Annotated in this window: 23 protein-coding genes; 15 read left to right on the forward strand and 8 right to left on the reverse strand. The window is 73.7% G+C overall.

What is annotated here, in order from left to right; all coding sequences use genetic code 11:
* Positions 1–13 precede the first annotated feature (13 nt).
* The 6 genes from AB0950_RS11270 to AB0950_RS11295 form a co-directional block, all read right to left on the reverse strand.
* Entirely contained in the window at positions 14–1,096 is a 1,083-nt protein-coding gene (locus AB0950_RS11270; protein WP_366778439.1) for an aldose epimerase family protein, read from the reverse strand.
* 56 nt (positions 1,097–1,152) lie between these two features.
* Positions 1,153–2,178 carry a LacI family DNA-binding transcriptional regulator gene (locus AB0950_RS11275; RefSeq protein ID WP_360145941.1) on the reverse strand — a complete coding sequence of 342 codons (1,026 nt, stop codon included), beginning with the start codon at positions 2,176–2,178 and terminating at the stop codon, positions 1,153–1,155.
* 82 nt (positions 2,179–2,260) lie between these two features.
* Positions 2,261–3,262, reverse strand: coding sequence for an ABC transporter permease (locus tag AB0950_RS11280; protein ID WP_360145938.1), 1,002 nt, complete (start codon positions 3,260–3,262; stop codon positions 2,261–2,263).
* The gene (locus AB0950_RS11285; RefSeq protein ID WP_366778368.1) at positions 3,259–4,224 is read right to left on the reverse strand and encodes an ABC transporter permease; all 966 of its coding nucleotides are present in this window, start codon (positions 4,222–4,224) and stop codon (positions 3,259–3,261) included. The genes AB0950_RS11280 and AB0950_RS11285 overlap by 4 nt, the downstream gene beginning before the upstream one ends.
* Positions 4,221–5,912 carry a sugar ABC transporter ATP-binding protein gene (locus tag AB0950_RS11290; RefSeq protein WP_366778369.1) on the reverse strand — a complete coding sequence of 564 codons (1,692 nt, stop codon included), beginning with the start codon at positions 5,910–5,912 and terminating at the stop codon, positions 4,221–4,223. Before AB0950_RS11290 ends, AB0950_RS11285 begins: the two co-directional genes overlap by 4 nt.
* Positions 5,913–6,026: 114 nt before the next feature.
* Positions 6,027–7,145 (reverse strand): ABC transporter substrate-binding protein, encoded by a 1,119-nt coding sequence (locus tag AB0950_RS11295; protein WP_360145929.1) that lies wholly within the window; start codon positions 7,143–7,145, stop codon positions 6,027–6,029.
* Positions 7,146–7,720: 575 nt separating this feature from the next.
* On the opposite strand from AB0950_RS11295, the gene AB0950_RS11300 reads away from it, so the two are divergent.
* The 3 genes from AB0950_RS11300 to AB0950_RS11310 all read left to right on the forward strand — a co-directional run bounded on the left by AB0950_RS11300 (position 7,721) and on the right by AB0950_RS11310 (position 10,932).
* Complete coding sequence (locus AB0950_RS11300; RefSeq protein WP_366778370.1) at positions 7,721–9,982, forward strand: DUF5127 domain-containing protein; 2,262 nt, start codon at positions 7,721–7,723, stop codon at positions 9,980–9,982.
* A 75-nt stretch (positions 9,983–10,057) separates the two neighbouring features.
* The gene (locus tag AB0950_RS11305) at positions 10,058–10,483 is read left to right on the forward strand and encodes a VOC family protein (RefSeq protein WP_360145923.1); all 426 of its coding nucleotides are present in this window, start codon (positions 10,058–10,060) and stop codon (positions 10,481–10,483) included.
* A gap of 119 nt (positions 10,484–10,602) precedes the next feature.
* The gene (locus AB0950_RS11310; RefSeq protein WP_360145920.1) at positions 10,603–10,932 is read left to right on the forward strand and encodes a DUF3040 domain-containing protein; all 330 of its coding nucleotides are present in this window, start codon (positions 10,603–10,605) and stop codon (positions 10,930–10,932) included.
* Positions 10,933–11,908: 976 nt separating this feature from the next.
* Here AB0950_RS11310 and AB0950_RS11315 read toward each other — a convergent pair.
* Together AB0950_RS11315 and AB0950_RS11320 are read right to left on the reverse strand one after the other, a co-directional pair.
* Positions 11,909–12,475 (reverse strand): hemerythrin domain-containing protein, encoded by a 567-nt coding sequence (locus AB0950_RS11315; RefSeq protein ID WP_360573655.1) that lies wholly within the window; start codon positions 12,473–12,475, stop codon positions 11,909–11,911.
* Between the two features lie 101 nt (positions 12,476–12,576).
* Positions 12,577–13,470 carry a polysaccharide pyruvyl transferase family protein gene (locus AB0950_RS11320; RefSeq protein ID WP_360573657.1) on the reverse strand — a complete coding sequence of 298 codons (894 nt, stop codon included), beginning with the start codon at positions 13,468–13,470 and terminating at the stop codon, positions 12,577–12,579.
* 315 nt (positions 13,471–13,785) lie between these two features.
* On the opposite strand from AB0950_RS11320, the gene AB0950_RS11325 reads away from it, so the two are divergent.
* The 12 genes from AB0950_RS11325 (at position 13,786) to AB0950_RS11380 (ending at position 25,354) form a co-directional block, all read left to right on the forward strand.
* Positions 13,786–14,844: an NAD-dependent epimerase/dehydratase family protein gene (locus AB0950_RS11325; RefSeq protein ID WP_360145911.1), complete on the forward strand. Its 1,059-nt coding sequence runs from the start codon at positions 13,786–13,788 to the stop codon at positions 14,842–14,844.
* Positions 14,845–14,880: 36 nt separating this feature from the next.
* Positions 14,881–16,515 (forward strand): carbamoyltransferase C-terminal domain-containing protein, encoded by a 1,635-nt coding sequence (locus tag AB0950_RS11330; RefSeq protein ID WP_360145908.1) that lies wholly within the window; start codon positions 14,881–14,883, stop codon positions 16,513–16,515.
* Positions 16,512–17,507 carry a glycosyltransferase gene (locus tag AB0950_RS11335; RefSeq protein WP_360145905.1) on the forward strand — a complete coding sequence of 332 codons (996 nt, stop codon included), beginning with the start codon at positions 16,512–16,514 and terminating at the stop codon, positions 17,505–17,507. Before AB0950_RS11330 ends, AB0950_RS11335 begins: the two co-directional genes overlap by 4 nt.
* Positions 17,504–18,085: an HAD-IIIA family hydrolase gene (locus tag AB0950_RS11340; protein ID WP_360145902.1), complete on the forward strand. Its 582-nt coding sequence runs from the start codon at positions 17,504–17,506 to the stop codon at positions 18,083–18,085. Before AB0950_RS11335 ends, AB0950_RS11340 begins: the two co-directional genes overlap by 4 nt.
* On the forward strand, positions 18,082–19,092 hold the full coding sequence (locus tag AB0950_RS11345) for a glycosyltransferase family 9 protein (protein ID WP_360145899.1): 1,011 nt from the start codon (positions 18,082–18,084) through the stop codon (positions 19,090–19,092). The genes AB0950_RS11340 and AB0950_RS11345 overlap by 4 nt, the downstream gene beginning before the upstream one ends.
* Entirely contained in the window at positions 19,089–20,051 is a 963-nt protein-coding gene (locus tag AB0950_RS11350) for a glycosyltransferase (protein WP_360145896.1), read from the forward strand. Before AB0950_RS11345 ends, AB0950_RS11350 begins: the two co-directional genes overlap by 4 nt.
* Positions 20,048–21,280 carry a glycosyltransferase gene (locus AB0950_RS11355; RefSeq protein ID WP_360145893.1) on the forward strand — a complete coding sequence of 411 codons (1,233 nt, stop codon included), beginning with the start codon at positions 20,048–20,050 and terminating at the stop codon, positions 21,278–21,280. Before AB0950_RS11350 ends, AB0950_RS11355 begins: the two co-directional genes overlap by 4 nt.
* Positions 21,277–21,990: an SIS domain-containing protein gene (locus AB0950_RS11360; RefSeq protein ID WP_360573667.1), complete on the forward strand. Its 714-nt coding sequence runs from the start codon at positions 21,277–21,279 to the stop codon at positions 21,988–21,990. The genes AB0950_RS11355 and AB0950_RS11360 overlap by 4 nt, the downstream gene beginning before the upstream one ends.
* The gene (locus AB0950_RS11365; protein ID WP_366778371.1) at positions 21,987–23,618 is read left to right on the forward strand and encodes a PfkB family carbohydrate kinase; all 1,632 of its coding nucleotides are present in this window, start codon (positions 21,987–21,989) and stop codon (positions 23,616–23,618) included. The genes AB0950_RS11360 and AB0950_RS11365 overlap by 4 nt, the downstream gene beginning before the upstream one ends.
* Before the next feature lie 338 nt (positions 23,619–23,956).
* Positions 23,957–24,952, forward strand: a complete 996-nt coding sequence (locus AB0950_RS11370; protein ID WP_360145884.1) for a glycosyltransferase family 9 protein — start codon at positions 23,957–23,959, stop codon at positions 24,950–24,952.
* Positions 24,942–25,088, forward strand: coding sequence for a hypothetical protein (locus AB0950_RS11375; protein ID WP_366778372.1), 147 nt, complete (start codon positions 24,942–24,944; stop codon positions 25,086–25,088). Before AB0950_RS11370 ends, AB0950_RS11375 begins: the two co-directional genes overlap by 11 nt.
* Before the next feature lie 119 nt (positions 25,089–25,207).
* A complete protein-coding gene (locus AB0950_RS11380; protein ID WP_366778373.1) occupies positions 25,208–25,354 on the forward strand; it encodes a hypothetical protein in 147 nt (48 codons plus the stop codon).
* Positions 25,355–25,475: the final 121 nt, after the last annotated feature.

Here is a 25,475-nt window from a genome sequence, read left to right on the forward strand (position 1 = left end):
ACCAGCCGGCTGCTCAGGACGTCAGGTGCGGAAAGCGGAACTCGGTGCGGCTGCGGTACTCCTGGCCCGGGCGCAGGACCGTGCTCGGGTACTCCGGCCGGTTCGGCGAGTCGGGGAAGTGCTGGGTCTCCAGACACACGGCGCCATGGCGCTCGTAGGGCTTGCCTCCCGGCCCCGTGAGCGATCCGTCCAGGGCGTTGCCGGTGTAGACCTGGATGCCCGGCTCGGTGGTCCACACCTCCATCCGCCGGCCGCTGCCGGGGTCCGCGAGACAGGCGGCGCGGCGCAACACGCCCGGGGCTGCGGAGGGGGCGAGCACCCAGCAGTGGTCGTACCCTCCGGCGTCGGTCAGCTGGGCGTCCTCCTCGGCGATCCGGTCCCCGATCGGGCGGGCGGTACGGAAGTCGAAGGCGGTGCCCGCCGTGGGCACGGGCGGGCCGAGCGGGATCGCCTCGGCGGTCACCGGCAGGTACGCGTCCGCCTCCAGCTGAAGCGTGTGACCGAGCACGTCGCCATGGCCTCCGGCGAGGTTGAAGTAGGAGTGGTTGGTGAGGTTCACGACGGTCGCACGGTCGGTGCGGGCCCGGTACTCGACGGCGAGGGTGCCGCTGCGGTCGAGGCTGTAGGTGACCTCGACGTCGAGGACGCCGGGAAAGCCCATGTCGCCGTCCGGGCTGTGCAGTTGGAGGCAGAGCGCGGCCAACCCGCCGCTGTTGCCGGAGGCCGGGCCGCCCTTCCAGACCCGCCGGTGGAAGCCGTCGGGGCCGCCGTGCAGCGCGTGGCCGCGGTCGGTGACGGGCACGCGATGGGTCTGTCCGTCGAGGGTGAACTCACCGCCGGCGATGCGGTTGGCGTAACGGCCGACGAGTGCGCCGAGGTAGGGATGGGGGGCGGAGTAGGCGGCCATGTCGGGCAGGCCGAGCACGATGTCGCCGACGTCTCCGGAGGCATCCGGCACCCGCAGCCCGGCCACGATGCCTCCGAAGCTGAGCACGTCCGCGCTGACGCCGCTGCCGGAGTCCAGCCGCCAGCGGTGCACCGCCGTGCCGTCGGGAGCGGTGCCGTACGGTGAGCCGGTCACGGTGCGGTGAGGTATCGACATCCTCGTCCTCGGTCGTCGGAGGTGTACGGCGGCGCTGGGGGCGGTGTCGGTCAGGCCCTGCGGACCGCGGTGGACTCGCGCACGATCAGCCGGTAGCCGGGCTGGATCAGGCGGGCCGCCGGCGGCGTGTCGGTTCCCCGGGCGGCGATGCGCTCCACCAGACAGTCGACGGCGAGGCGGGCGAGGCCGGTCTTGTCGGGTGAGACGGTGCTCAGCGAGACCGCTCCGTAGCGGCCCTCCTCGATGTCGTCGAAGCCGACGACCGCGATGTCGTCGGGCACCCGCAGGCCGCGTTCGACCAGGGTGCGCATGGCGCCGAGCGCGATCAGGTCGTTGTAGGCGAAGACGGCGTCGGGACGCTGGTCGCGGTCGAGCAGAAAGGCCATCGCGGCGGCGCCGTCGGCCCGGTCGTAGCCCTCGGTGGCCACCACCAGGGACTCGTCGGGGACCAGGCCGGCCGCGGTGATGGCCTCCCGCCAGCCGCGCAGGCGCAGGTGGGCGGGCTGGCGGGCGCTCTCGCGGCGTGCGCCGAGGAAGGCCACCCGGCGCCGGCCGAGATCGAGCAGATGGCGCACCGCGATCCGGGCCGCACCCACGTTGTCGATCATGATGTGGTCGTAGGGGCCTTCGTACTCGCGCTCGCCCAGCAGCACCATGGGCGGACCCTCGGGCCGGTCCAGCAGGTCCTTGCGCTCCAGCCCGATCGGGCTGAGGATCAGGCCGTCGATGACGTGCGAGCGGAAGCCCTGAGAGACCAGCAGCTCCTTCTCCCGCAGCCCCGCGGTGTGGTCGAGCAGGACCGTGAGGTCGTGCCGGGCGGCGGAGTCGATCACCGCCCCGGCCACTTCCGCGAAGTAGGGGTTGCCCAGTTCCGGGATGGCCAGGGTGATCAGGCCGGTGCGGCCCTTGCGCAGGTGACGTGCCGTCAGGTTGGGCCGGTAGCCCAGCTCGTCGATGGCGCGCTGGACCCGCTCACGGGTGCGGGGGGTCACGTGCGGGTAGTCGTTGACGACGTTCGAGACGGTCTTCACCGACACGCCGGCGCGCAGCGCGACATCCTTCAGGCTGACGCCCACGGCGGTCCTTTCTCGAAAAGCGGAAGGGGGGTTGCGGCCGTACGCCGGGCGGCCGTGCCGGGCCGGATGCGGCGGCGGGTGCTCATTCCAGCTGCTGGGTGCGGCTGAGCAGGGCCTGCATCAGGACTACCACAGCCAGAAAGGCGCCGTTGACCGTGTCGGTGAAGGCGGAGCCGTACTGCGAGAAGTAGTGGTCGATGAGGTTGTGGATGACCGCGAGCAGCAGCACGCCGCTGACGGTGCCGCCGACCGAGCCGCTGCCTCCGGTGAGCAGGGTGCCGCCGATGACCACCGAGGCGATGGCGGTCAGTTCGTAGCCGACGCCGATGGTGGTCACACCGGAGCCCAGGCGCGCGCCGCCGAGTGCGCCGGCCGCCGCGGCCAGGGTGCCCGAGAGCACGTAGACCAGCACCTTGGCGCGGGCCACCGGCAGGCCGAGCAGCAGTGCCGCGTTCTCGTTGCCGCCGATCGCGGTGAGGGTGGCGCCGAAGCCGGTCCGGGTCAGCAGCAGCGCGCCCAGGGCGAAGAACACGGCCACGATCAGCACCGGGGTCCAGGTGCCCGCACCGAGGGAGCGGAAGGCGGAGTGCTGCGGCACGAGATAGGTGGTGGCGCCCTCGTCGGTGACGGCCTGCATCAGGCCGCGCAGTCCGAGGAGGCCGACGAGGCTGACGATGAACGGCGCCATACGGGCCCGGGCGACGAGCAGTCCCTGCACGGCTCCCCAGGCGGCGCCGACGGCCAGCGGCAGCAGGATCGCGAGCCATGTGCCGTGGGTGGCGCCGTAGGCCCCGAGCACTCCGCCGAGTGCGTACATCGAGCCGACGGACAGGTCGATGCCGCCCGTGATGATGACGAACGTCATGCCGAGGGCCAGCAGCCACACGAACGCGTTGTTGCCCAGGATGCTGCTGACGTTGGACCAGGTCGGGAAGGTGGAGGAAGTCGCGGAGGCGATCGCGACCACCAGCACCAGCACGGCCAGGGCGCCGCGCCGCTGGATCTGCGGGGCGATCCGCTCGCCGAGGGTGGGGCGCGGTGCGTCCGCCTCCGTCCGAGCGGTCGTCAGGACGGTGGAGGTCATCGGGTACCACGCTCCTGGGAGGCGTACACGGCGCAGCAGATGATGGCCGCCTCGACGATCTGGGTGTACGACGTGTGCACGTTGTGCTGGGTGAGCACCGCGGTGATCAGCTGCATGAACAGCGCTCCCGCGACGGTGCCGAGCACCCGCACCCGGCCCCCCGACAGCGGGGTGCCGCCGACGACGACCGCGGTGATGGCGTTGAGCTCCATGTTCAGGCCCTGGTTGGCCGGATCCGCCTCCGCGCCGTGGCCGACGACGAGCACACCGGCCAGCGCGGCCAGCACCCCCGAGACCACGTACACGGTGATCAGCACGCGCCGCACGGGCAGCCCGGACAGCCACGCGGCCTGCCGGTTGTCGCCGACGGCCACCAGCTGTCTGCCGAAGGTCGTACGGCGCACCAGCAGGCCGGTGAGCAGCGCGCACACCGCGGCGAGCCACGCCATCTCGGGCAGCCCGACGATGATGCGCGAGCCGAGGCCGAGGACGCCGGACTGGGTGACGGGCTTGGCGGAGTTGCCGTTGATGATCTCGGCCAGGCCCCGCACGCCGATCATCAGCGACAGGGTGGCCACGATGGGCTGGATACGGGTGAAGGCGACCATCGCGCCGCCGACCGCGCCCGAGCCCGCGCCGATCAGGAGGGCGACGAGGAGGACCCCGCCGAGTCCGTACCCGGCGTACAGCGGCACGACGGAGGCGGCCAGCGCGATGACGGCGCCGACCGACAGGTCGATGCCCTCGGTGCCGATGACCAGGGCCATGCCGAGCGCGACGAGCAGGGTGGGCGCGAGCTGGAAGAGCTGGACGCGGATGTTGCTCATCTCGACGAACGACGTGTCCAGGCCGACGGCCACGAGGAACAGCACGATCAGGGCGGCGTAGACGCCGTACTCCTGCAACAGGCGCAACAGGCGGGCCCGGTCGGTCACCGGGCCGCTCCACGTGAGCGACGTCATCGCTGGTTCTCCTCGACCGGTGTCGGCTCGGCCGCCGCGGCCCGGTCCGAGGCGGATGCCTCCTCGGGCGCGGGCGGTTCACTGGACGCATCCCCGGCCGCCGCGGGGCCGCCGGCTTCCTTCCCGGCGGCGCGTGCCCGGGCGGCTTCCTGCGACGCGGTGGCGAGCGTGCCGAGCAGGCCCTCCTCGGTGACCTCCCCCTCGGCCAGGTGCCCGACGACGTGGCCGTCCTTGAGGACCACCACACGGTCGGAGCCCTCGATCAGCTCCTCCAGGTCGGAGGAGATCAGCAGCACGCCGAGGCCGTCGCCGGCGAGTTCGTCGATCAGCGCCTGCACCTCGGTCTTGGCGCCGACGTCGATGCCGCGGGTCGGCTCGTCGAGCAGCAGCACCTTGGGGTTCAGGCACAGCCAGCGGGCGAGCAGCACCTTCTGCTGGTTGCCGCCGGACAGGTCGCCGACCTTCTGCTCGGGGCTCGAGGCCTTGATGCGCAGCCGCTTCATGAAGAACGCGACGATCTCGTTTTGCTTGGCCTGCGAGACCAGGCCCGCGCGCGACAGGCGCGGCAGCGCGGCGAGCGAGATGTTCTCGCGCACCGACAGGTTGGGGATGATGCCCTCGAGCTTGCGGTCCTCGGGGAGCATCACCACGCCGTTGCGGATCGCGGCGGCGGGGCTGCGCCGGTGCAGCGCCCGCCCCTCGACCTCCACGGAGCCGCCCTCGGTGGCGAGCGCGCCGACGATCGCCTTGGCGGTCTCGCTGCGGCCGGCCCCCAGCAGCCCGCCCAGGCCGACGACCTCCCCGGGATGGATGTCGAGCGAGACGCCGTGCAGCCGGTGACGCACCGACAGATCCCTGGCCCGGAGGGAGGGTTGGCCCGCACGGCGGTCGTGGCGCTCGGTGTCGAAGGCGGTGCTGCCCTTGTCCCGGACGGTGGCCATCTCCCGGCCGAGCATCAGGGAGACCAGCCGCAGCCGTTCGAGTCCGGCCATCGCACCGGTGTGCACGACCGCGCCGTCACGCATCACGGTGACCCGGTCGCAGACGGCGTACAGCTCGTCGAGCCGGTGGCTGACGTAGACCACCGCGATGCCCTGCTCCTTCAGGCCGCGGATGACCGAGAAGAGCATGTCCACCTCGCGCGGCTCCAGCGAGGAGGTCGGCTCGTCCATGATGACGACCCGGGCGTCGACCTGCACCGCGCGGGCCAGGGCCACCATCTGCTGGGCGCCCAGGCCGAGGGTGCGCAGCGGGCGGGTGACGTCGACGTGCACGCCGTAGCGGCCGAGCACCCGGGTTGCCTCGCGGTTCATCCGGGCGACGTCCACGAGCCCGAAGCGGCGCGGCTCGCGGCCGAGGTACAGATTGCGCGCGACCGACATCAGCGGGACGAGGTTGACCTCCTGGTAGATGGTGGAGATCCCGGCCGCCTGGGCCTCCAGCGGGTTGCGGAAGGCGCGTGGGCGGCCCTCCAGCCGCACCGTGCCCGAGTCCGGCCGGTAGACGCCGGTCATCACCTTGATCAGAGTGGACTTGCCCGCGCCGTTCTCGCCGATGAGCGCGTGCACCTCGGCGGGGCGCAACGCGAAGTCCACGTCGCGCAGCGCGTGCACGCCGGCGAAGCTCTTGTTCACCCCGGCGACTTCCAGGACGAAGTCGCCCCGGGGATCCGGGTCCTGCTGGACCACGTCTGCCTCCTCATGCGGAACTGCCGGACGCGGTGGCGCTGTTCGGCAGCCGGTGCGGCGGGCCCGGTGGCCGTGGACGTGGGCCTTCCACGGCCGCCGGACCTGGTGGCTCGGTCAGTACACCAGGCCCTGGGACAGGGCCTGCTTGGCGTTGCCGGACGTGAAGTGACCGTCCTTGATGATCACCTTGGGCTGCACGCCGGTGGTGCCGTAGAAGTCCTGCAGCGACTGGAAGGCGAGCGGGCCGAACCGCGGGTTGGTCTCGATGTCGGCGACGGCCTGGCCGGAGGCGACGTTCTGCACCATCTGCGAGATGCCGTCGATGGTGACAATCTTGACGTCCTTGCCGGGGGTCTTCCCGGCGGACTTGATCGCCTGGATGGCGCCGAGGGCCATTTCGTCGTTCTCCGCGTAGACCGCGTTGATGTCGGGGTGCGCCTGGAGCAGCTGCTCCATCACCTTCTGACCGTCGGTCTGGGCGAAGTTGCCGGTCTGGGAGGCCACGATCTTCATCTTCGGGTACTTGGCCTTGACCTGGTCCTCGAAGCCCTTGGTCCGGTCGGTGGTGACGTTGTTGCCGGGGCTGCCGGTGAGGATCGCCACGTGCGCGCTGCTGCCGGTGGCACCCGCCAGGTCGTCGGCGGCCATCTGGGCCTGGCCGTAGAAGTTCGAGCCGATGAAGGCGATGAAGTCCGTGCAGGCGGTGCCGGTGACGGAGCGGTCGATGGTGAGGACCGGGATCTTCTTCGCCTTGGCCTTGGCCAGCGCGGGGCCGAGGCCGTCGGAGTTCTCCGGGGCCACGATCAGGGCCTTGGCGCCCTGCGCGATCATGTCCTCGATCTGCGAGTTCTGGGTGTTGACGTCGGCGTTGGCGTTCCGCTCGATCAGTTTGACGCCGAGTTTCTTGGCCTGCGCCTCGATGCTCTTGGTCTCGGTGGCTCTGAAGGGGTTGCTGGTGGACTCCGACTGCGAGAAGCCGACCACGGTCTTGCCGTCGGTGATGTCGAGCTTCGGGACACCGCCGCCGTATCTCTGGTACGTGCACGCCGGGCCACCGGCGGAGGCGCTGGGGGAGGCGAGCTGCTGGGCGGCCGCGGTGTTGTCACCGCTGCTCGCGCCGGTACCGGAAGAGGGAGAGTCGTCACCGGAGTTGGTGCAGGCGGTCGCGGCCAGGCACAGGCCGGCGGTCAGTACCGCGGCGGACACGGCCTTGGCCCGGAGGAAGGTGTACATGCGCCGATCACATCCTCGTCGAAACGGTCGGAGCGTGCGGGAGTTCTGAGGAAGGGAGAGCGGGAGAACGGGCCGGGCGGGCTTGTGGGGCGACCTGGCCTGACACATCCATACAACGATGTAGACGCACAGTGGAGGACGGCCGCCGGACCTGTCAATACGTCAGTTCGCGTTCACAACATTCGGCTTGAGCGGTGACCATGTGAACCCCGGCGCGAGGGGTAAAGACTGACTCCCGGGACCGTCTTCAGTTGGTCATCCGAAGCCTTCGTAAGCTTCAAACGCCCAGCTAGAAAGGGTAGTTGTGTACGACCGCGCCGTAGTCCCCAAGGCCGGCAATCCGGTCGGCACCGAAGGGTGGACACGACAACCAGGCTGTGCTGTCATCGTCCTGCTCGCTTTTCTATCGTTGTAGTAGCGGCCCCCTCTGCGACCTTCACGCCCTGCCCTGTGCTCGATGCCGGGGCCGTCGCGTCGCCCCCATGGCTCCCTCCGGCAGATCGTGGCGCCAACCCCCCGCGTGCTCCCGTCAGTTCTTCACCGTCTTCCCCGAGCGGCTCCTCCAGGAGAACCGAATGACACCAAGGAACGACCACACCGAGCTGCCTGCGAACGACTCGAACGTCCCCGATTCCCCGGCCGGCCCGGACGCTCCTGACGGCAGACTCAGCCGCCGCGGTCTGATCCGGTGGACCGGCGTCGGCCTCGGTGCGGCCGGCGCAGGTCTGCTGCCGGGCTTCGCCCACAGTGCGCAGGCCGCCGCCCGGCCGCTGCAGGAGACGTCCGCAGCCGTCCCCGCCTCCTCCGGCAGCCGCGTCCCCGGCCTGGCAGCTCCGGCCTTCGACCCGATCCGGCCCCCCGCCGTACCGCTGGCCGTACGCTCGCCGTACCTGAGCACGTGGCTGAACGCCGATCTGCCGACCGGCCACTGGCCGGCGTTCTGGACGGGCCGCACCACCGCCATGACGGGCGTCATCCGGGTCGACGGCACCAACTACCTGTTCCTGGGCGCGCCCAACGTCCCCGACCACCCGCTCTCCCGCGGCGCGGCGCAGCGCTCGCTGACCCTCACCGCGACCCGCTCCCGGTTCGTCTTCGAGGCCGGCGGAGCGGAACTGACCCTCACGTTCCTCTCCCCGGTCGAACCGGGCGACCTGCGCCGCCAGTCGATGCCGCTGTCGTACGTCATCGCGGACGTGCGCAGCTCCGACGGCCAGGCGCACGACGTCTCGCTGTACTTCGACATCTCCGGCGAGTGGGCCTCGGGCGACTCCGGGACGAAGATCCGCTGGTCCCAGCAGCAGCTGTCCGGCTCCGGCGGCACCACGGCGACCTCGCTGTCCTTCGCTCCGGACAGCCCCGGAGTGCTCAAGGAGAACGGCGACATGGCCTCCTGGGGAACCGTGGTGTGGAGCGCCACCAACCGCTCGGGGCTCAGCTGGCAGATCGGCTCGGACACCAGCGTCCGCGCCACCGCGCTGGCCGGACACGCGCTGGCCGACTCCGCCGACACCCGGCAGCCGCGCGCCATCAACGACAACTGGCCGGTCTTCGCCTTCCGCTTCGACCTCGGAAGCGTGCACGGCTCGACCCGCGCGCTGCTGTCGGTCGGGCACGTCCGCGAGCCCGCGGTCGGCTACCTCGGCGAGCAACTGCCGCCGCTGTGGAAGTCGCACTGGTCGAACTGGCAGGACATGGCGGCCTTCTTCCACTCCGACGCGACCGCGGCGCAGAAGCGGACCGCGGCCCTGGACCACAAGGTCCGCACGGAGGCGACGGCCGCGGGCGGCGCGGAATACGCGGCACTCTGCGCGCTCTCCCTGCGGCAGGCGTACGCGGGCACCGAACTGGTCAGCAGGAAGGGCAGACCCTGGGCGTTCCTGAAGGAGATCTCCTCCGACGGCAACGTCTCGACCATCGACGTGACCTACCCGGCGATGCCGGTGTTCCTCTACCTGGACCCGCAGTACCTCGGCCTGATCCTGGAACCGCTCTTCGACTACGCGGAGAACGGCGGCTGGCCCAAGAAGTTCGCCGAACACGACCTCGGCTCCAGCTACCCCAACGCGAGCGGCCACAACGACGGCAACGAAGAGGACATGCCGGTCGAGGAGTCCGCCAACATGCTGCTGATGACCGCGGCCTACCTGGCGCGCAGCACCTCCGCCACGGCCGCCGCGTTCGCCTCCGCGCACTACACGATCCTCAAGCAGTGGGCCGACTACCTGGTGGACAACGCCCTCGACCCGGGCTACCAGAACCAGACCGACGACTTCACCGGCTTCATCGCCCACAGCGCGAACCTCGCCCTGAAGGGCATCCTGGCCATCGGCGCCATGGGACAGATCGCGACCGCGGCCGGCAACTCCTCCGACAGCTCCCACTACGGCAGCACCGCCCGCGACTACATCGGCCAGTGGGTGGACAAGGCGCAGGACACCGACAAGGACCACCTCAGGCTCGCCTACGACCAGCCCGGCACCTGGAGCCTGAAGTACAACGGCTACCCCGACTCGCTGCTCGGGCTGAACCTCGTACCGCGCGACGTGGCCCACAAGGAGGGCGACTGGTACCTGTCGCAGGCCAACCAGTTCGGTATCCCGCTGGACCTGCGGCACAGCTACACCAAGGGCGACTGGGAGATGTGGACCGCCGCGTGGCTGCGCGACCACCCGGTCAGCGACGTGCTGATCTCCGCGCTCTACCGGTTCGCGCACACCTCGCCCTCGCGCGTGCCGTTCACCGACTGGTACGACACCGCGGCGAACACCCAGAGCGGCTTCCAGGCCCGCCCGGTGGTCGGCGGCGTGTTCGCGCTGCTGAGCCTGCGCCGATAGCCCGCCCCGACCGGTGCCGGCGGCAGCGCCTTCACCGCCGGCACTCGCACACCGCCGCGTTGCTATGGTGCGCGAATGTCATCGATCAAGCAGTTCCAAGTCACCTTCGACTGCGCGGAACCCGAGCGCGTCGCTCGATTCTGGTGCGAGGTGCTGGGGTACGTCGTATCGCCGCCGAAGGGGTTTGCCACGTGGGACGATTTCGATCGCTCGCGGCCGCCTGAGGACCGGGGTTCGTGGTTCGCCTGCGCCGATCCCTCGGGCGTCGGCCCGCGGCTGTTCTTTCAGCGGGTTCCCGAAGGGAAGGTCGTCAAGAACCGGGTGCATCTCGACGTGCGGGTGGGCACCGGGCTCGTGGGCCAGGAGCGCCTGGCCAGGCTCGAGGCCGAATGCGCACGACTGGTCGCGCTCGGCGCGGTACGCGTGCAGCTCCTGGCCGACGACAACGATTCGTGCATCGCGATGCAGGACATCGAGGGCAACGAGTTCTGTCTCGACTGAGCACCGGCGCGGGACGCCGGGGGCTGGGGTGCGGGTCGGGTTCCGTATCGGCCGGGCCGTTCCGGGGAACTCGGGTCTGCGGGGCGGAGCCGCTGACCGGCGGAGGAGGTGCCGTTGCCGTGGACGACTGGGAGATGCACGACGACGTACGGCTGTCGCTGCGCGAACGGCTCGTGCTCGTGCAGATCGAGACGGACCTCAGGCGGGACCGCCGGTTCGCGCGCCGCATGGGCGGCACCCGGCGGGACGTGTGGCTGCCCGTCGCGGTGCTGCTGCTGGGGGTCGCCTCGGCGTTCGCGGCCGTCATGGGCGTCCGCACCTCGGACCCCGCACTGCTGTGCTGCTTCGCCCTGCTCTGGCCGCTGACCCTCGTCCAGGCCTTCCGCCTCCTGTGCCGAACGGTACGGCGCGGCGTCCGCCAAGGAGGGTCCACGAGGCCGTGGCTCTGAGCGGTGTCAGGGGCGAGCGCGGAGCGTCGGGGGGTGACCTCCGGCTATGGGCATCGAGGCAAGCCACGGACATCGGACCCCCCTTGGCTCCGTGGCCATGAGAGGCGAGACCTCCCCATGGCTCAGTGGCCGTAGGAGCGAGTGGCCGGGCTTGGTGGCGCCGTACGTCAGGCGAGTGGCTGGTCGCCGGCCCGTAACTGCAGGGGCACTCCGCAGCGCCGGGACGAGGGCCGCCGAGGGACGGGGGGCCGACACACACCGAGGCGGGTGAGGTCGAAAGACGCCGCCGGGCGGGTAAGGCCGGCCCGACGCCGGGTGGCGAGGCCGAAACACACCAGGCGGGGCGAGGCGGACCCGAGCCCAGGCGGGGCCGCAGCGCCGGGACGAGGACGAGACGAGGGCCGCGAGGGACCGGGGGGCCGACACACACCGAGCGGGTGAGGCCGAAGGGCCGCCAGGTGTGCAAAGCCGACCCAAAGGGGCCGGGCGGCGAGGCCGAAACACAGCTGACGAAGGGAGGCCGACCCGAGCCCAGGCGGCGGCCGAAGCGCAGTCCTCCGACCGGTCTAACCCGGACGGCTCAGCACCGAACTCATCCACTCAGCCCCGGACCGGAGCGCCCCGCTCCGGCACCCGGCCGCACCGCTCTGCCCGGACCGCCAGTGCCGCCCAGGCCGCCAATGCCACCCGGACCGCAACGCCCGCGCGGACCGGCCACCGCAGCCGGACCGCCAGCGCCCGCCCGGACCGCCGATGCCGCCCCGACCGGTCCGGCCTCCGGCCGCACGCGCCGCCCGAACCGCCATCACCGGCCCGGACCGCCATCACCGGCGCGCCGCCCGGACCGCTACGCTCGTCCGGACCGCCGATGCCACCCCGACCGCTTCCCCCCGCCGACGCCCGCCATGTCGCCAGTAGAGCCGCGGACCGCCCCACCGCCCCCCACCCGGCCCCGTACCGCCCGCCGGCACAGGTCTCAGCTCTGTTGCTTGCCGCGGCCCGTCAGGGCGTCGCGCATGCGGTCTACCAGGCCGGCTCCGGGGGCCAGGAGTTTGTTGGCCGGGGGAGTGTCCGGGGCGGACGGGTGGGGGCGGGTGGGGGCCATCTTCTTCGCGCGGCGGACCTTGTCGCCGAGGTCCATCAGCGCGTCAGGAGGACAGGCGGCCTCCAGCCGGGGGAAGAGGTTCTGCTCCTCGTCCGTGATGTGGGACCGGATCTCGCTCATCAGCTGGGCCATGAGCGAGTCGAACCGCGGATCGTCCGCCTGGCAGCTCTCCAGGTCCTTCATGATCTGCTCGGCCTTGGCGTGGTCCTCGATCTCCTTGTCGGCCAGGGCGTCCCCGCCGGTGATGTGCTCGCGCACCGCCGGGTACAGATAGGCCTCCTCCGCGACCGAGTGCCGTACCAGCTCGATCGTGGCCTGGTCGGCCAGGTCCTTGCGCTCCTTGGAACCGGGCGGCAGCGCCTCGATACGGCCGAAGATCTCCTCGACCTCGCGGTGATCGGTCGTCAGCTCCTGAATGACGTTTCCGCCGTGACCCATGTCCTTACCTCCTGCGAGACATCGCGGCGGCCCATGACGGCCTGCCGTCGCCGCGTCGAGTGCCCCGCGCACGGCGCGCTACACGGCCCGCCCCCGCCGCGTCAGCCCATCGAGTGGCGGGCCGCGGCCGTCCGGCCCGGCTCGGACAGCGCCCACCGCCACCAGTGGTCCAGCGCCTCCTCGCCCAGGTCCGCCGCGTTCACCAGCGCCGGCCAGCCCACCGCGCGCGCCTGGGCGGTGACCTTGGCGCCGCCCGCCACCGGGTCCACGGCGATCACCGGGGTGCCGGTGCGCAGGGCCAGCACCAGGCCGTGCAGCCGGGTGGTGACCACGAGGTCGCAGCGGGAGACCAGCGCCAGGAACTGCTCGGCCGTGCCGCACAGCCGCCAGTCGTCACAGGCCAGCCGGGTGTCGGCCGGCATCCGCGCGCAGTCCTTCCCGGCCAGCCAGCCGGTGATCTTGGCGTTCGCCTCCTCATGGCGGCGGCGGGCGCCGTACTCGCCCTGCCCGTGCGAGAGCACCACCGCGGCGACCGGCGGCAGCGGGCCCGCCGGGGCCGTGGCCGCGAGGTCGTGCCGGGCCGGGGCCGCTGCGCCGTCCCGGGCGACGATCTCATGGAAACCCGTGACCGCGGGATCCGCCGGATCGACGACCGAGACACCGGCGGCCAGTCGCCGACAGCTCCCGAACCTGGCATGCAGCGCGGCCACCTGAGGTCCGTGCACCGGACCGCACACGAAGAGCAGGGTGTCGTACACCTCCGGCCGCGCCGTCTCCAGCGACAGCGCGCCCGGACGGAAACCGGGGCTCCACGCCGTGTCGTGCCGGATGCCCGCCCGGGTCAGCGCGGCCGACACCTGCCGCTCGGCGAGCACGTCCCCGGCGGTCGCCTCGCCGTCCCGGAAACTGAACCAGCCCGTCAGCAGGACACGGCCCGGAGACCGGCCGGAGCGCCGCAGCGCGCCCAGCAGCGCGGCGGTGATCTCGTCGTGCATGCCCTCTCCCGCCTGGTCCGGGCCCGTCCTGCGGCCTTGAGCCGATCTGCCGTGTGACGCCGGAGTCGCGCGAGTACCCGTGGTTCCGGAGAATAAGAATCCAACGTGTGAAACCAACTGGCAGGGGCACTCTGCTGCCAGTGCCGTCCAGCCAGCGGCGGCCGCACAGGGCGGTCCTCGGACCAGCGGGACCCGAGCCCTGTCCCTGATTCCCGAGTTCGGGCCGGTGAGCCCGGCCCGGCGACGCGGTACGCGCCGAACGCCCAGGCAGGAGCGTTCCCGGGGCGCGACGACGTGGACGAAGGAACAGCCCCCATGACTGGTGACACACCGTTTTCCTGGCGGCGCGCTCTCGTGACCGGCGGCGCCGGCTTCCTCGGCTCCCATCTGTGCGAAAGGCTGCTGGATTCGGGGGTCGAAGTCGACTGCGCCGACAACCTCGTCTGCGGGCGGCGCGAGAACGTCGCCCACCTCGAGGACCGGCCCGGCTTCCGGTTCGTGGAGGTGGACGTCTCCGCGTCCGACTGCGTGGAGCGCCTGCCGGGGCCGTACGACCTGGTGCTGCACTTCGCCTGCCCGGCCTCGCCCGCCGACTACCTGCGGCTTCCCCTGGAGACCCTGGACGTCGGCAGCCTCGGCACCCGCAACGCGCTCACCATCGCCGCCCGCGACGCGGCGCGCTTCCTGCTCGCCTCCACCTCCGAGGTCTACGGCGATCCGCTGGTCCACCCGCAGCACGAGGGCTACTGGGGCAACGTCAACCCGGTCGGGCCGCGCAGCGTGTACGACGAGTCCAAGCGGTTCGCCGAGGCGCTGGTCACCGCCCACGCCGGCGCGCGCGGCACCGACGCCGGGATCGTGCGGCTGTTCAACACCTACGGGCCGCGGATGCGGGCGCACGACGGCCGCGCGGTGCCCACCTTCATCTGCCAGGCGCTCGCCGGGGAACCGCTCACGGTGACCGGCGACGGCAGCCAGACCCGTTCGCTGTGCTACGTGGACGACACCGTCGAGGGCATCCTCCGGGTGGCCGCGAGCAGGTCCGTGCGGCCGGTGAACATAGGCGGCAGCGACGAGATCACCGTCGCCGACCTGGCCCGCCGGGTGGTCGCCCTCACCGGCTCCCGCTCACCCGTCGCGTTCATCGACCGGCCCGTGGACGACCCCGGTCGGCGCCGGCCCGACACCTCCCTCGCCCGCGAACTGCTCGGCTGGTCGCCGCAGATCCCGTGGGAGGAAGGCCTGAAACAGACCATCGCCTACTTCGCCGCGCAGCAGCCGCAGGGCGAGCCGGCCGCCACGCCCGCCGAAGGCGAGCCGGTGCGGGAGCCGGCCGTGCGGCCCCCGGGAGGCGCGCCCGCGTCGCAGCCCTGACCCCCGACCGCCCGCCGCCCAGGAGAGAGACACCGCATGCACGTCCTCGGTATCAACGCACTCTTCCACGACCCCGCGGCCGCCCTGATCACCGACGGCAAGGTCGTGGCGGCGGCGGAGGAGGAGCGGTTCTCGCGCCGCAAGCACGGCAAACGGCCCGTGCCCTTCTCCGCGTGGGAGCAGCCGGAGCAGTCGGCCCGCTGGTGTCTGCAGCAGGCCGGCCTGACCCCGTCCGACCTGGACGCCGTCGCCTACTCCTACGACCCGGCGCTCGCCCGGCCCGCCGAGGAGATGGGCCTGAACGACCCCTGGGACCACCTCCGCCAGGAGTACGCCCGCCAGGCCCCCGGCTTCCTCGCCGAAGCCCTGCCCGGCCTGGACCCGGCCAAGGTGAGGTTCGTCCCCCACCACGTGGCGCACGCCGCCTCCGCCGGGCCCGTCTCGCCGTACCCGGACTGCGCCGTGCTCGTCCTGGACGGCCGCGGCGAATGCGGCTCCCACCTGGCCGGCCGCTACACCGACCGCGAGCTGACCGTCCTTTCCACCCAGCGGCTGCCCGACTCCCTCGGCCTGTTCTACGAGGACCTCACCCAGCACCTCGGATTCCTGCGCAGCAGCGACGAGTTCAAGGTGATGGCGCTCGCCTCCTACGGCACCCCGCGCTTCGCCGAGCGGCTGCGGGAGTACGTCCGCCCCGACGACGGGGGCGGCTTCAGGGCCCGGCCCGTGCCCTGGGCCGAGTTCGTCCCGCCGCGCCCGGCCGGCGGCTCCTGGAGCCAGGACCACGCCGACCTCGCGGCCAGCGCCCAGCTGTGCCTGGAGGAGGCCGTGCTCGCCCTGGCCCGGTGGCTGCGCGAGCACACCGGCGAGGACGCGCTCACCATGGCCGGCGGAGTCGCGCTGAACTGCGTCGCCAACACCCGGCTGTGGCGGGAGAGCGGCTTCCGGCACGTGTGGGTGCAGCCCGCCGCCGGCGACGCCGGAACGGCCCTCGGCGCGGCCGCCCATGTGGCGGGCCAGAAGGACACCCTGGAGCCGATGCCGACGGCCGCGCTCGGGCGGGGCTGGAGCGACGCAGAGCTGCGGCAGTGGCTGGAGCGGGCCGCCGTACCGTACGAGGAACCCGCCGACATCGCCGAGACCGCCGCCGAGGCGCTGGCCGCCGACGGGATCGTGGCCTGGTTCCAGGGCCGCAGCGAGTACGGGCCGCGCGCCCTCGGCCACCGCTCCCTGCTCGCGCACCCCGGCAAGGCGGAGAACCTGGAACGGCTCAACGCCGTCAAGGGACGCGAGGAGTTCCGGCCCGTCGCGCCCATGGTGCTCGCCGAGCGCGCGGCCGACATCTTCGACGGTCCGCTGCCCAGCCCCCACATGCTCTTCGTGCACGACGTGGCCGCCGAGTGGAAGGCCCGCATCCCGGCCGTCGTCCACGTCGACGGCACCGCGCGCATCCAGACCGTCGACCGCGCCCAGGAGCCCCTGGTGGCCCGCATGATCGACGGGTTCGAACGGCGCACCGGGCTGCCGGTGGTCGTCAACACCAGCCTGAACACCGCCGGACGGCCCATGGTCGACGACCCGCGCGACGCCCTGGAGTGCTTCGGCTCCGCACCCGTGGACCTGCTGGTGCTCGGCCCGTTCGCGGTCCGACGCGGGAAGGCGTTCGCATGACCGGCGCGCCCGCCTACAGCGTCGTCGTCCCGACGATCGGCCGCCCCTGCCTCGACGAGTGCCTGCGCGCGCTCGCCGAGGCCGAGGGGCACCCGCCGCACGAGGTGATCGTCGTCGACGACCGGCCCGCACCCGAGGGCGAACTGCCGCTGGACGCGGCCGGGCCGCTGCGCGAACGGATACGCACCCTGCGCACCGGCGGCAAGGGCCCGGCCGCCGCCCGCAACGCGGGCTGGCGTACCGTCACCACCCCCTGGACGGTCTTCCTCGACGACGACGTCCAGGTGCTCCCGGACTGGTCCCGGCTGCTCGCCGAGGACCTGCGGGAGGCCGGGGAGGACGTCGGCGGCATCCAGGGGCAGCTGCATGTCCCCCTGCCCCTGGACCGCCGGCCCACCGACTGGGAACGCAACACCAAGGGTCTGGAGAACGCCGCCTGGGCCACCGCCGACATGGCCTACCGCACCGACGCGCTCACCCAGGCCGACGGCTTCGACGAGCGCTTCCCGCGCGCCTTCCGCGAGGACGCCGACCTCGCCCTGCGGGTGCAGCGGGCCGGCTGGACGCTGCGGCGCGGCCGGCGCATCACCCGCCACCCGGTCCGCCCCGCCCACTGGTGGGCCTCGCTGCCCGCGCAGCGCGGCAACGCCGACGACGCGCTGATGAACCGGCTGCACGGCCGCGACTGGTGGAGCCGCGCCCAGGCGCCGCGCGGCCGGCTGCCCCGCCATCTGGCGGTCACCGGCGCCGCGCTGGCCGCCGCCGGCTGCGCCGTCGCCGGCCGCCGCCGCGCCGCGGCCGTCTGCGCCGCCCTGTGGACGCTCGGCACCGCCGAGTTCGCCCTCGCCCGCATCCTGCCCGGCCCCCGTACGGCCCGCGAGATCGCCGGGATGGCCGGCACCAGCGTGCTCATACCGCCCCTCGCCGTCCGGCACTGGCTGCGCGGAGTGGTCCGTCACCGGCACGCCCGACCACTGGGAGGCGCCGAATGACCGTGTGCGCCGTCCTGTTCGACCGCGACGGCACCCTCGTGGCGGACGTGCCCTACAACGGCGACCCCGACCGCGTCCGGCTGCTGCCCGGCGCCGCCGAGGCCGTCGCCCTCGCCCGGTCCCACGGCCTGGCCACCGGGGTGATCAGCAACCAGTCCGGCATCGGACGCGGACTGCTCACCGCCGACCAGGTGCGCCGGGTCAACGAGCGCGCCGACGCCCTGCTGGGCGGCCTGGACACCTGGGTGTTCTGCCCGCACGCCCCGGACGCCGGCTGCGACTGCCGCAAACCGCGCCCCGGACTGGTGTTCACGGCCGCCGCGCGCCTCGGCGTCCCGCCCGCCCGGTGCCTGGTGATCGGCGACATCGCCGCCGACGTGCTGGCGGCCCGGGCGGCGGGCGCCCGGGGGGTGCTCGTACCCAACGCGGCCACGGCGCCGGCGGAGGTGGCACGCTTCGCCGGGGACAGCGCCCCCGACCTGCTCACCGCCGTAAGCGGCGCGCTCCCGGCGGCCCCGGACGGGACGTGCCCGCTCCCGCCGCAGGCGGCGGTCCCGGAGGGGAGGCCGTCGCCATGAGGTCCCTCGTCGTCCGGCTCGACAGCTTCGGCGACGTGCTGCTCGCCGGCCCGGCCGTGCGCGCCGTCGCCGCCCACAGCACGCACGTCACCCTGCTGTGCGGGCCGCGCGGCGCCGACGCCGCGGAACTGCTGCCCGGCGTCGACGAGTTGGTGGTCTGGGAGGCGCCCTGGGAGGGCTTCGACCCACCCGACGTGGACCCGGGGGACATCGACGCGCTGCTCGCCCGGCTGCGCGCCGGCGCCTTCGACTCCGCGCTCGTCCTCACCTCCTTCCACCAGAGCCCCCTGCCCACCGCGCTGCTGCTGCGCCTCGCGGGCGTGCGCCGGATCGGCGCCGACAGCGTCGACCACCCCGGACGGCTGCTCGACGTACGGCACCGGAGGCTGCCCGGCCGGCACGAGGCGGAAGCGGCCCTGGACACCGCGGCCGCCATGGGCTTCCGGCTGCCCGCCGGGGACAGCGGCAGGCTGCGCGTCCTGCCGCCTCCCGACACCAGCTCCCTGACCGGCTACGGCCCGTACGTCGTCCTGCACCCCGGGGCCAGCGCCCCCGCCCGCGCCTGGAGCCCACGGCGCTGCGCGGAGGCGGTCGGCCTGCTCACCGACGCCGGGCACCGCGTGGTCGTCACCGGCGGCCCGCACGAGCGGGTGCTCACCCGCTGCGTGAGCGGCGACCTGGCCGTCGACCTCGGCGGGCGCACCTCCCCGCGCACCCTCGCCGGAGTGCTGCGCATGGCCGACGTCGTGATCAGCGCCAACACCGGACCCGCCCACCTCGCCGCCGCCGTCGGCACCCCCGTCGTGTCCCTGTTCGCGCCGGTGGTCCCCGCCGAACGCTGGGCGCCGTACGGCGTCCCCACCATCCTGCTCGGCGACCAGTCGGCGCCGTGCGCGAACACCCGGGCCCTGACCTGTCCGGTGCCCGGACACCCCTGCCTGGACGAGATCACCGGGCAGGACGTGGTGCGCGCGGTGCACAAGCTCATCCAGGAGCGGCACTCATGAACATCCTCGTCTGGCACGTGCACGGATCGTGGCTCACCGCCTTCGTGCAGGGCCCGCACACCTACCTGGTCCCGGTCACCGACGACCGCGGACCCGACGGGCTCGGCCGCGCCGTGACCTGGGACTGGCCGCAGACCGTCGAGGAACGCACCCCCAAGGAACTCTGGGACGCCGACATCGACCTGATGGTGCTGCAACGGCCGCACGAACTCGACCTGGCCCTGCGCTGGACCGGCCGCCGGCCCGGCGTCGACGTGCCCGCCGTGTACGTCGAGCACAACAGCCCCGACGAGACACCCGAACGCCAGCCCCACCCGCTGGCCGCGCAGTCCGCGATCCCGATCGTGCACGTCACCCACTTCAACCGGCTGATGTGGGACAGCGGCCAGGCCCCGACCGAGGTCGTCGAGCACGGCATCATCGACCCCGGCCCGCTGTACACCGGCACCGAGCGGCGCGCCGCCGTCGTGGTCAACGAACCCGTGCGCAGGGGCCGTACCACCGGCACCGACCTGCTGCCCCGGTTCGCCCGCTGCGCACCCCTGGACGTCTTCGGCATGCGCACCGAAGGGCTCGCCGGCCACCTCGGCCTGCCGCCCGAACGCTGCCGCACCCGTGACCTGCCCCAGCACGAACTGCACCGGGAGATGGCCCGCTGCCGCCTCTATCTGCACCCCGTGCGCTGGACCTCGCTCGGGCTGTCGCTGCTGGAGGCGATGTTCCTGGGCATGCCGGTGGTCGCCCTCGACACCACCGAGGTGCGCGAGGCGATCCCCGACGGCGCCGGGGTGGTCTCGAACCGCCTCGACGTACTGGAGGACGCCGTACGAGCCTTTCTCGCCGACCCCGAACTCGCCCGCCGCACCGGCGCGGCGGCCCGGGCGGCGGCACAGGCCCGCCACGGAGAGCGGCGCTTCCTCGACGACTGGGAGCGCCTGATCAAGGAGGTCACCCGATGAGCCGTACCCGCCACCCGGCCGGGCGCGTCGCCATGGTGTCCGAGCACGCCAGCCCGCTGGCCGCGCTCGGCGGACCCGACGCCGGCGGCCAGAACGTGTACGTCGCCCAGGTCGCCCGGCAACTCGCCAGAAAGGGACACCGGGTCACGGTGTACACCCGGCGGGACTCGGCGGACCTGCCGGACCGGGTGACCCTCGACGACGGGGTGCAGGTGGTGCACGTGCCCGCCGGGCCGCCCACACCCGTCCCCAAGGACGAACTCCTGCCGCACATGAGCGAGTTCGGTGCCTTCCTGGCCCAGGAGTGGACGCTGAGCCCACCGGACGTGGTGCACGCCCACTTCTGGATGTCCGGCCTCGCCGCCCTCGCCGGGGCCCGCGAGCCCGGCATACCGGTCGTGCAGACCTATCACGCGCTGGGCACCGTGAAGAAGCGCTACCAGGGCGCCTCGGACACCAGCCCGCCGCAGCGCCTCGCCATAGAGGAGGCCGTCGGCCACGACTGCGCCCGCATCATCGCCACCTGCAGCGACGAGGTCGCCGAACTGAAGGCCATGGGCCTGGACGAGGACCGGATCAGCATCGTGCCCTGCGGAGTCGACCCCGACCAGTTCCGGCCCGCCCCCCGGATCCGGCCCGCCGGCGCCCGCAAACGGCTGCTGGCCGTCGGCCGGCTGGTGCCCCGCAAGGGCTTCGACCGCGCCATCCGCGCCCTCGCCGGCATCCCCGACGCCGAACTCGTCGTCGCGGGCGGCCCCGAGGCCGGCCTGCTCGGCACCGACCCCGAGGCCCGCCGCCTGGCCGCGATCGCCGCCGAGTACGGCGTCGCCGACCGCGTCACCCTCCTCGGCGGGGTCGGCCGGGACCGGATGCCCGCACTGATGGCCGACGCCGACCTCGTGCTGTCGCTGCCGCGCTACGAGCCGTTCGGCATCGTCCCGCTGGAAGCCATGGCCTGCGCCACCCCGGTCGTCGCCACCGCCGTCGGCGGCCAGCTCGACACGGTCGTGGACGGCACCACCGGCGTCCTGGTGCCGGCCGACGAGGACCACGACCTCGGGCCGGTCGTGCGCGCGCTCCTCGCCGACCCCGAACGGCTCGCCCGGTACGGGGCCGCCGGCCGGCGGCGCGTGCTGACCCACTACACATGGGACCGGGTGGCCGACGGCGTGTCCGCGGTGTACGGCGCCGTCTCCTCGATCCCCTCGCTCTCGGGAGTGGTGCGATGAAGACCGACAGCGACACCAAGACCGCCGTGGACACCGCCGTGGGCACCACCCACTGCGACGACCTCGCGAAGGCCCTGGACGCCTTCCGCGACCACGGCCCCCTCATCGAACGGTGGGGCCGCGAACTCGCCCGCCGGCTCGGCGCCGGAGCCCGGCTGCTCGTCGCCGGCAACGGCGGCAGCGCCGCCCAGGCCCAGCACCTGACCGCCGAACTCGTCGGCCGCTACCGCGACGACCGGCCGCCGTTCTCCGCGGTCGCCCTGCACGCCGACACCTCCTCCACGACCGCGATCGCCAACGACTACGGCGTCCAGGAGGTGTTCGCCCGGCAGACCGCCGCCCACGGCCGCCGCGGGGACGTGCTCATGCTGCTGTCCACCAGCGGCGCGAGCGCCAACCTGCTGGCCGCCGCCGACTGCGCCCACCGCCTGGGCATGACGGTGTGGGCGCTGACCGGGCGCGCGCCCAACCCGCTCCAGCTCGGCGCCGACGAGGCCCTGTGCGTGGACGCGCCGGTGGCCGCCACCGTGCAGGAACTCCACCTGGTCGCCGTGCACATGCTGTGCGAGGCCTTCGACCAGGCCGTCGAACGCGGAGAGGCCGGCCGGGCCGGCGGCGACGGGGTGGACGGCAGGCCGGGCGTCGTCGGCCGGCTCGTCGGCCGGGCCCGCACCGTCGCGCCCGCGGCGCACCGGAAGGGACAGGCATGACGAGCACGCGCACCCCCCTGGTCGTCGTCGGCGACGCACTGCTCGACCACGACCTGTGCGGCCGGGCCGAGCGCCTGGCCCCGGACGCCCCCGTGCCGGTGGTGCACGGCGCCCGGCGCAGCTCCCGCCCCGGCGGCGCGGCCCTCGCGGCCTGTCTCGCCGCCGCGGACGGCCGCCCGGTCACGCTCGTCACCGCGCTCGGCGACGACAGCGCCAGCCAGACCCTGCGCGAGCTGCTGGCGGGCCGGGTCGAGCTGGTGGAGGTGCCGCTGGAGGGCACGCTGAGCAGCAAGACCCGGGTCCTGGCCGGGGACCGGCCGCTGCTCCGCCTGGACGACGGCGAGGGACGCGCCCGCGCGGCGACGGGGGCCGCCGAGGACGCGATCACCGGCGCCCGCGGCATCCTGGTCGCCGACTACGGCCGGGGAACGGCCGACGTCCTGCGGGACGCCCTCGCCCGGACGCAGGCCCCCGTGGTCTGGGACCCCCACGTACGCGGCCGCCCCCCTGTCCCCGGCGTCCGCCTGGCCACACCGTCGGCGCAGGAGGCCCGCACGTTTGCCCGACGCTTGGCCGGTGGCGAGCGGTCTGGTGGGGCGGAAGGGTTGGCTGGGTCGGGCGGGTTCGATGGGGCAATCGACTCCGGCGCGGCACACGATTCCGGCGGGGCCGGTGAGTTCAACCGGTCCGGCGGCCTTGTGGACTCGGGCGGGTCCTACGGGACCGGCGGCCCCGACCGGTCCGGGGGTTTTGACGCGTCCGGCGGGCCCTACGGGCCCCACGGCTCCGGTGAGTCCGGTGACGAGGAGGGGCTGCGCGCCGCCGCGCGGGACGCCCGCACTCTGGTCCGGGCCTGGCGGGCACGGGCCGTCGCCGTGACCCTCGGCGAGCGCGGTGCGCTGCTCTCCCACGGTGAGACCCCGCTGCTGGTGCCGACCCCGGCCGCCGTGGCGGGTGACCCGTGCGGCGCCGGCGACCGGTTCGCCGCGACCGCCGCGGGCCTGCTCGCCGACGGCGCGCTCACCGAGGCCGCCGTACAGGCCGCCGTGCACGCCGCGACCCGCTATGTCGCCGAGGGCGGCGCCCGCGCGGTCGCCACCGTGGAGCAACCGGACCCGCCCGAGGCCGCGCCGGGGGACGGCGACACCACCGGCGACGCCGTGCGCACGGCAGCCCGGCTGCGGAGCGCGGGCGGCACCGTCGTCGCCGCGGGCGGCTGCTTCGACCTGCTGCACGCCGGGCACGTGGCCCTCCTGCAGGCCGCACGCCGGGCCGGCGACTGCCTGATCGTCTGCGTGAACTCCGACGACTCGGTGCGCCGCCGCAAGGGCGCCGGCCGCCCCCTGGTGCCGGTGGCCGACCGGGTCCGGGTGCTGCGCGCGCTGGAGTGCGTGGACGCGGTCGCCGTGTTCGACGAGGACACGCCGGAACGCATCCTCAGCGAACTCCGCCCGCACATCTGGGCGAAGGGCGGCGACTACGCCCGTACCGAGCTGCCGGAACAGCCCCTGGTGGAGAGCTGGGGCGGCCAGGTCCTGCTGCTGCCGTACCTCGACGGCCGCTCCACCACGGGCCTGGCCCGCCGCGCCGCCCAGAGCCCGGCCCCGACCGCAGGCCGCACACGATGACCACCTCAGCCCGTCCGGCCGGGGCTTCACCGGGAGCGCGCCACCTGCCTGCCGTCCTGACCCGGCCCCGGCAGGAGGACGCACCGGGCGACCGTGCGCCCCCCGTCCGGCCCGATGCCTTACGCCGCATACCGGACGCGGCCGGCCGCACCACCGTCATCGTCCACCCGGCCGGAGTCCCACCGCGCGCCCGGCACCCGGCCGCCGTCCCGGCCACAGCCCGCCGCACCACCACCGCCCGCCTGGCCTAACCCACCGACAACGCGTCGCCCGCTCGCCGCGTGGTACCCGCCCGTTCGTTCCGGCCCGACTCCCGCACCCTTCGGAGGACCCATCCGGTGACCCGCACCCCGCACCGCCCCCCGACCGTTCTGGTCCTGCGCGCGCTGGGCCTCGGTGATCTGCTCGCCGGTGTGCCCGCGTTGCGCGGTGTGCGCCGGGGTTTTCCCGGGCACCGGATCGTGCTCGCCCTGCCGCCGGGGCTGACCGAGGCGGCCATGGCCACCGGAGCGGTCGACGCCGTGTTCCCGGCCGAGGCGCCGGGGCGGGCGGTGCCGTCCCTGACGCACTGGGCCGGTCCTCCGCCCGACCTGGCGATCGACCTGCACGGCAACGGCCCCGAGAGCCGCGACGCCCTCGCCGCGCTGGGCCCGGGCCGGCTGCTCGCGCACGCCTGTCCGGACGGTCCGCCCTGGCAGGCCCAGGCCCACGAACGGGACCGCTGGTGTGCCTTCCTGCACGCCTACGGCATTCCGGCCGACCCCCTGGACCTGCGTCTCCCGAAGCCGGACACAGCGTCCCCGGCGCCGGGCGCCGTGGTCGTGCATCCCGGCGCGGCCTCGGGCTCCCGCCGCTGGCCGGGGGAGCGGTACGCCGCCGTCGTACGGTGCCTGCGCGCGGCCGGCCACCACGTGGTGCTCACCGGCGGCCCCGGCGAGGAGGCCCTGGTGCGTTCGGTCGCCGAGCACAGCGGACAGCCCGCCGGCGACGTGCTCGCGGGCGGCCTGCCGTACGGGGAACTGTCCGCGCTGGTCGCCGGGGCGTCCCTCGTGCTCAGCGGCGACACCGGCCTGGCGCATCTCGCGGTGGCCCACGGCACTCCCTCGGTCACCCTGTTCGGCCCCGTCTCCCCGCGCCTGTGGGGACCGCCCCCGAGCCCCCGCCACCTGGCCCTGTGGAAGCCCGGCCCGCCCGGCGACCCGCACGGCCGCACCCCCGACGCCCGGCTGCTGCGCATCCGCTCCGGCGAGGTCGCCGCGGCCTGCCTGACCCTGCTGCGTCCGGTCCGCGACGGCGAGCCCGAGGCCCGACCGGAGGTGGCCCATGCCCACTGAGTCCGTGCCCGGTACCGCCCGTGGGGCCGTCGCCGCGCGGGACCCGCGGGTCAGTGTCGCCGTCGTCACCCGCGATGGGCCGGTCGGCTTGCTGCGCAGGCTCGACGTCCGATGGGAGGTGGCGCATGTCCACTGAGTCCGTGCCTGGCGCCACGCGTGAGGCCGATGCTGCGGGGGGGCCTGCGGATCAGCGTTGCCGTCGCGACGGGCCGGCCGCCCTGCTGCGCACCCTCGACGTCCGATGGGAGATGGCGCATGTCCACTGAGTCCGTGCCCGGCACCGCCCGTGGGGCCGGCGCCGCGCGGGACCCGCGGGTCAGTGTCGCCGTCGTCACTCGCGACGTGTCGCCCGCCCTGCTGCGCCCCCTCGACGTCCGACCGGAGGTGGCGCATGTCCACTGAGTCCCTGCCCGGCACCGCCCGTGAGGCCGGCGCCGCGCGGGACCCGCGGGTCAGTGTCGCCGTCGTCACTCGCGACGTGTCGCCCGCCCTGCTGCGCCCCCTCGACGTCCGACCGGAGGTG

Source organism: Streptomyces sp. NPDC007189 (assembly GCF_040703635.1).
In the GTDB taxonomy this organism is placed as follows: domain Bacteria; phylum Actinomycetota; class Actinomycetes; order Streptomycetales; family Streptomycetaceae; genus Streptomyces.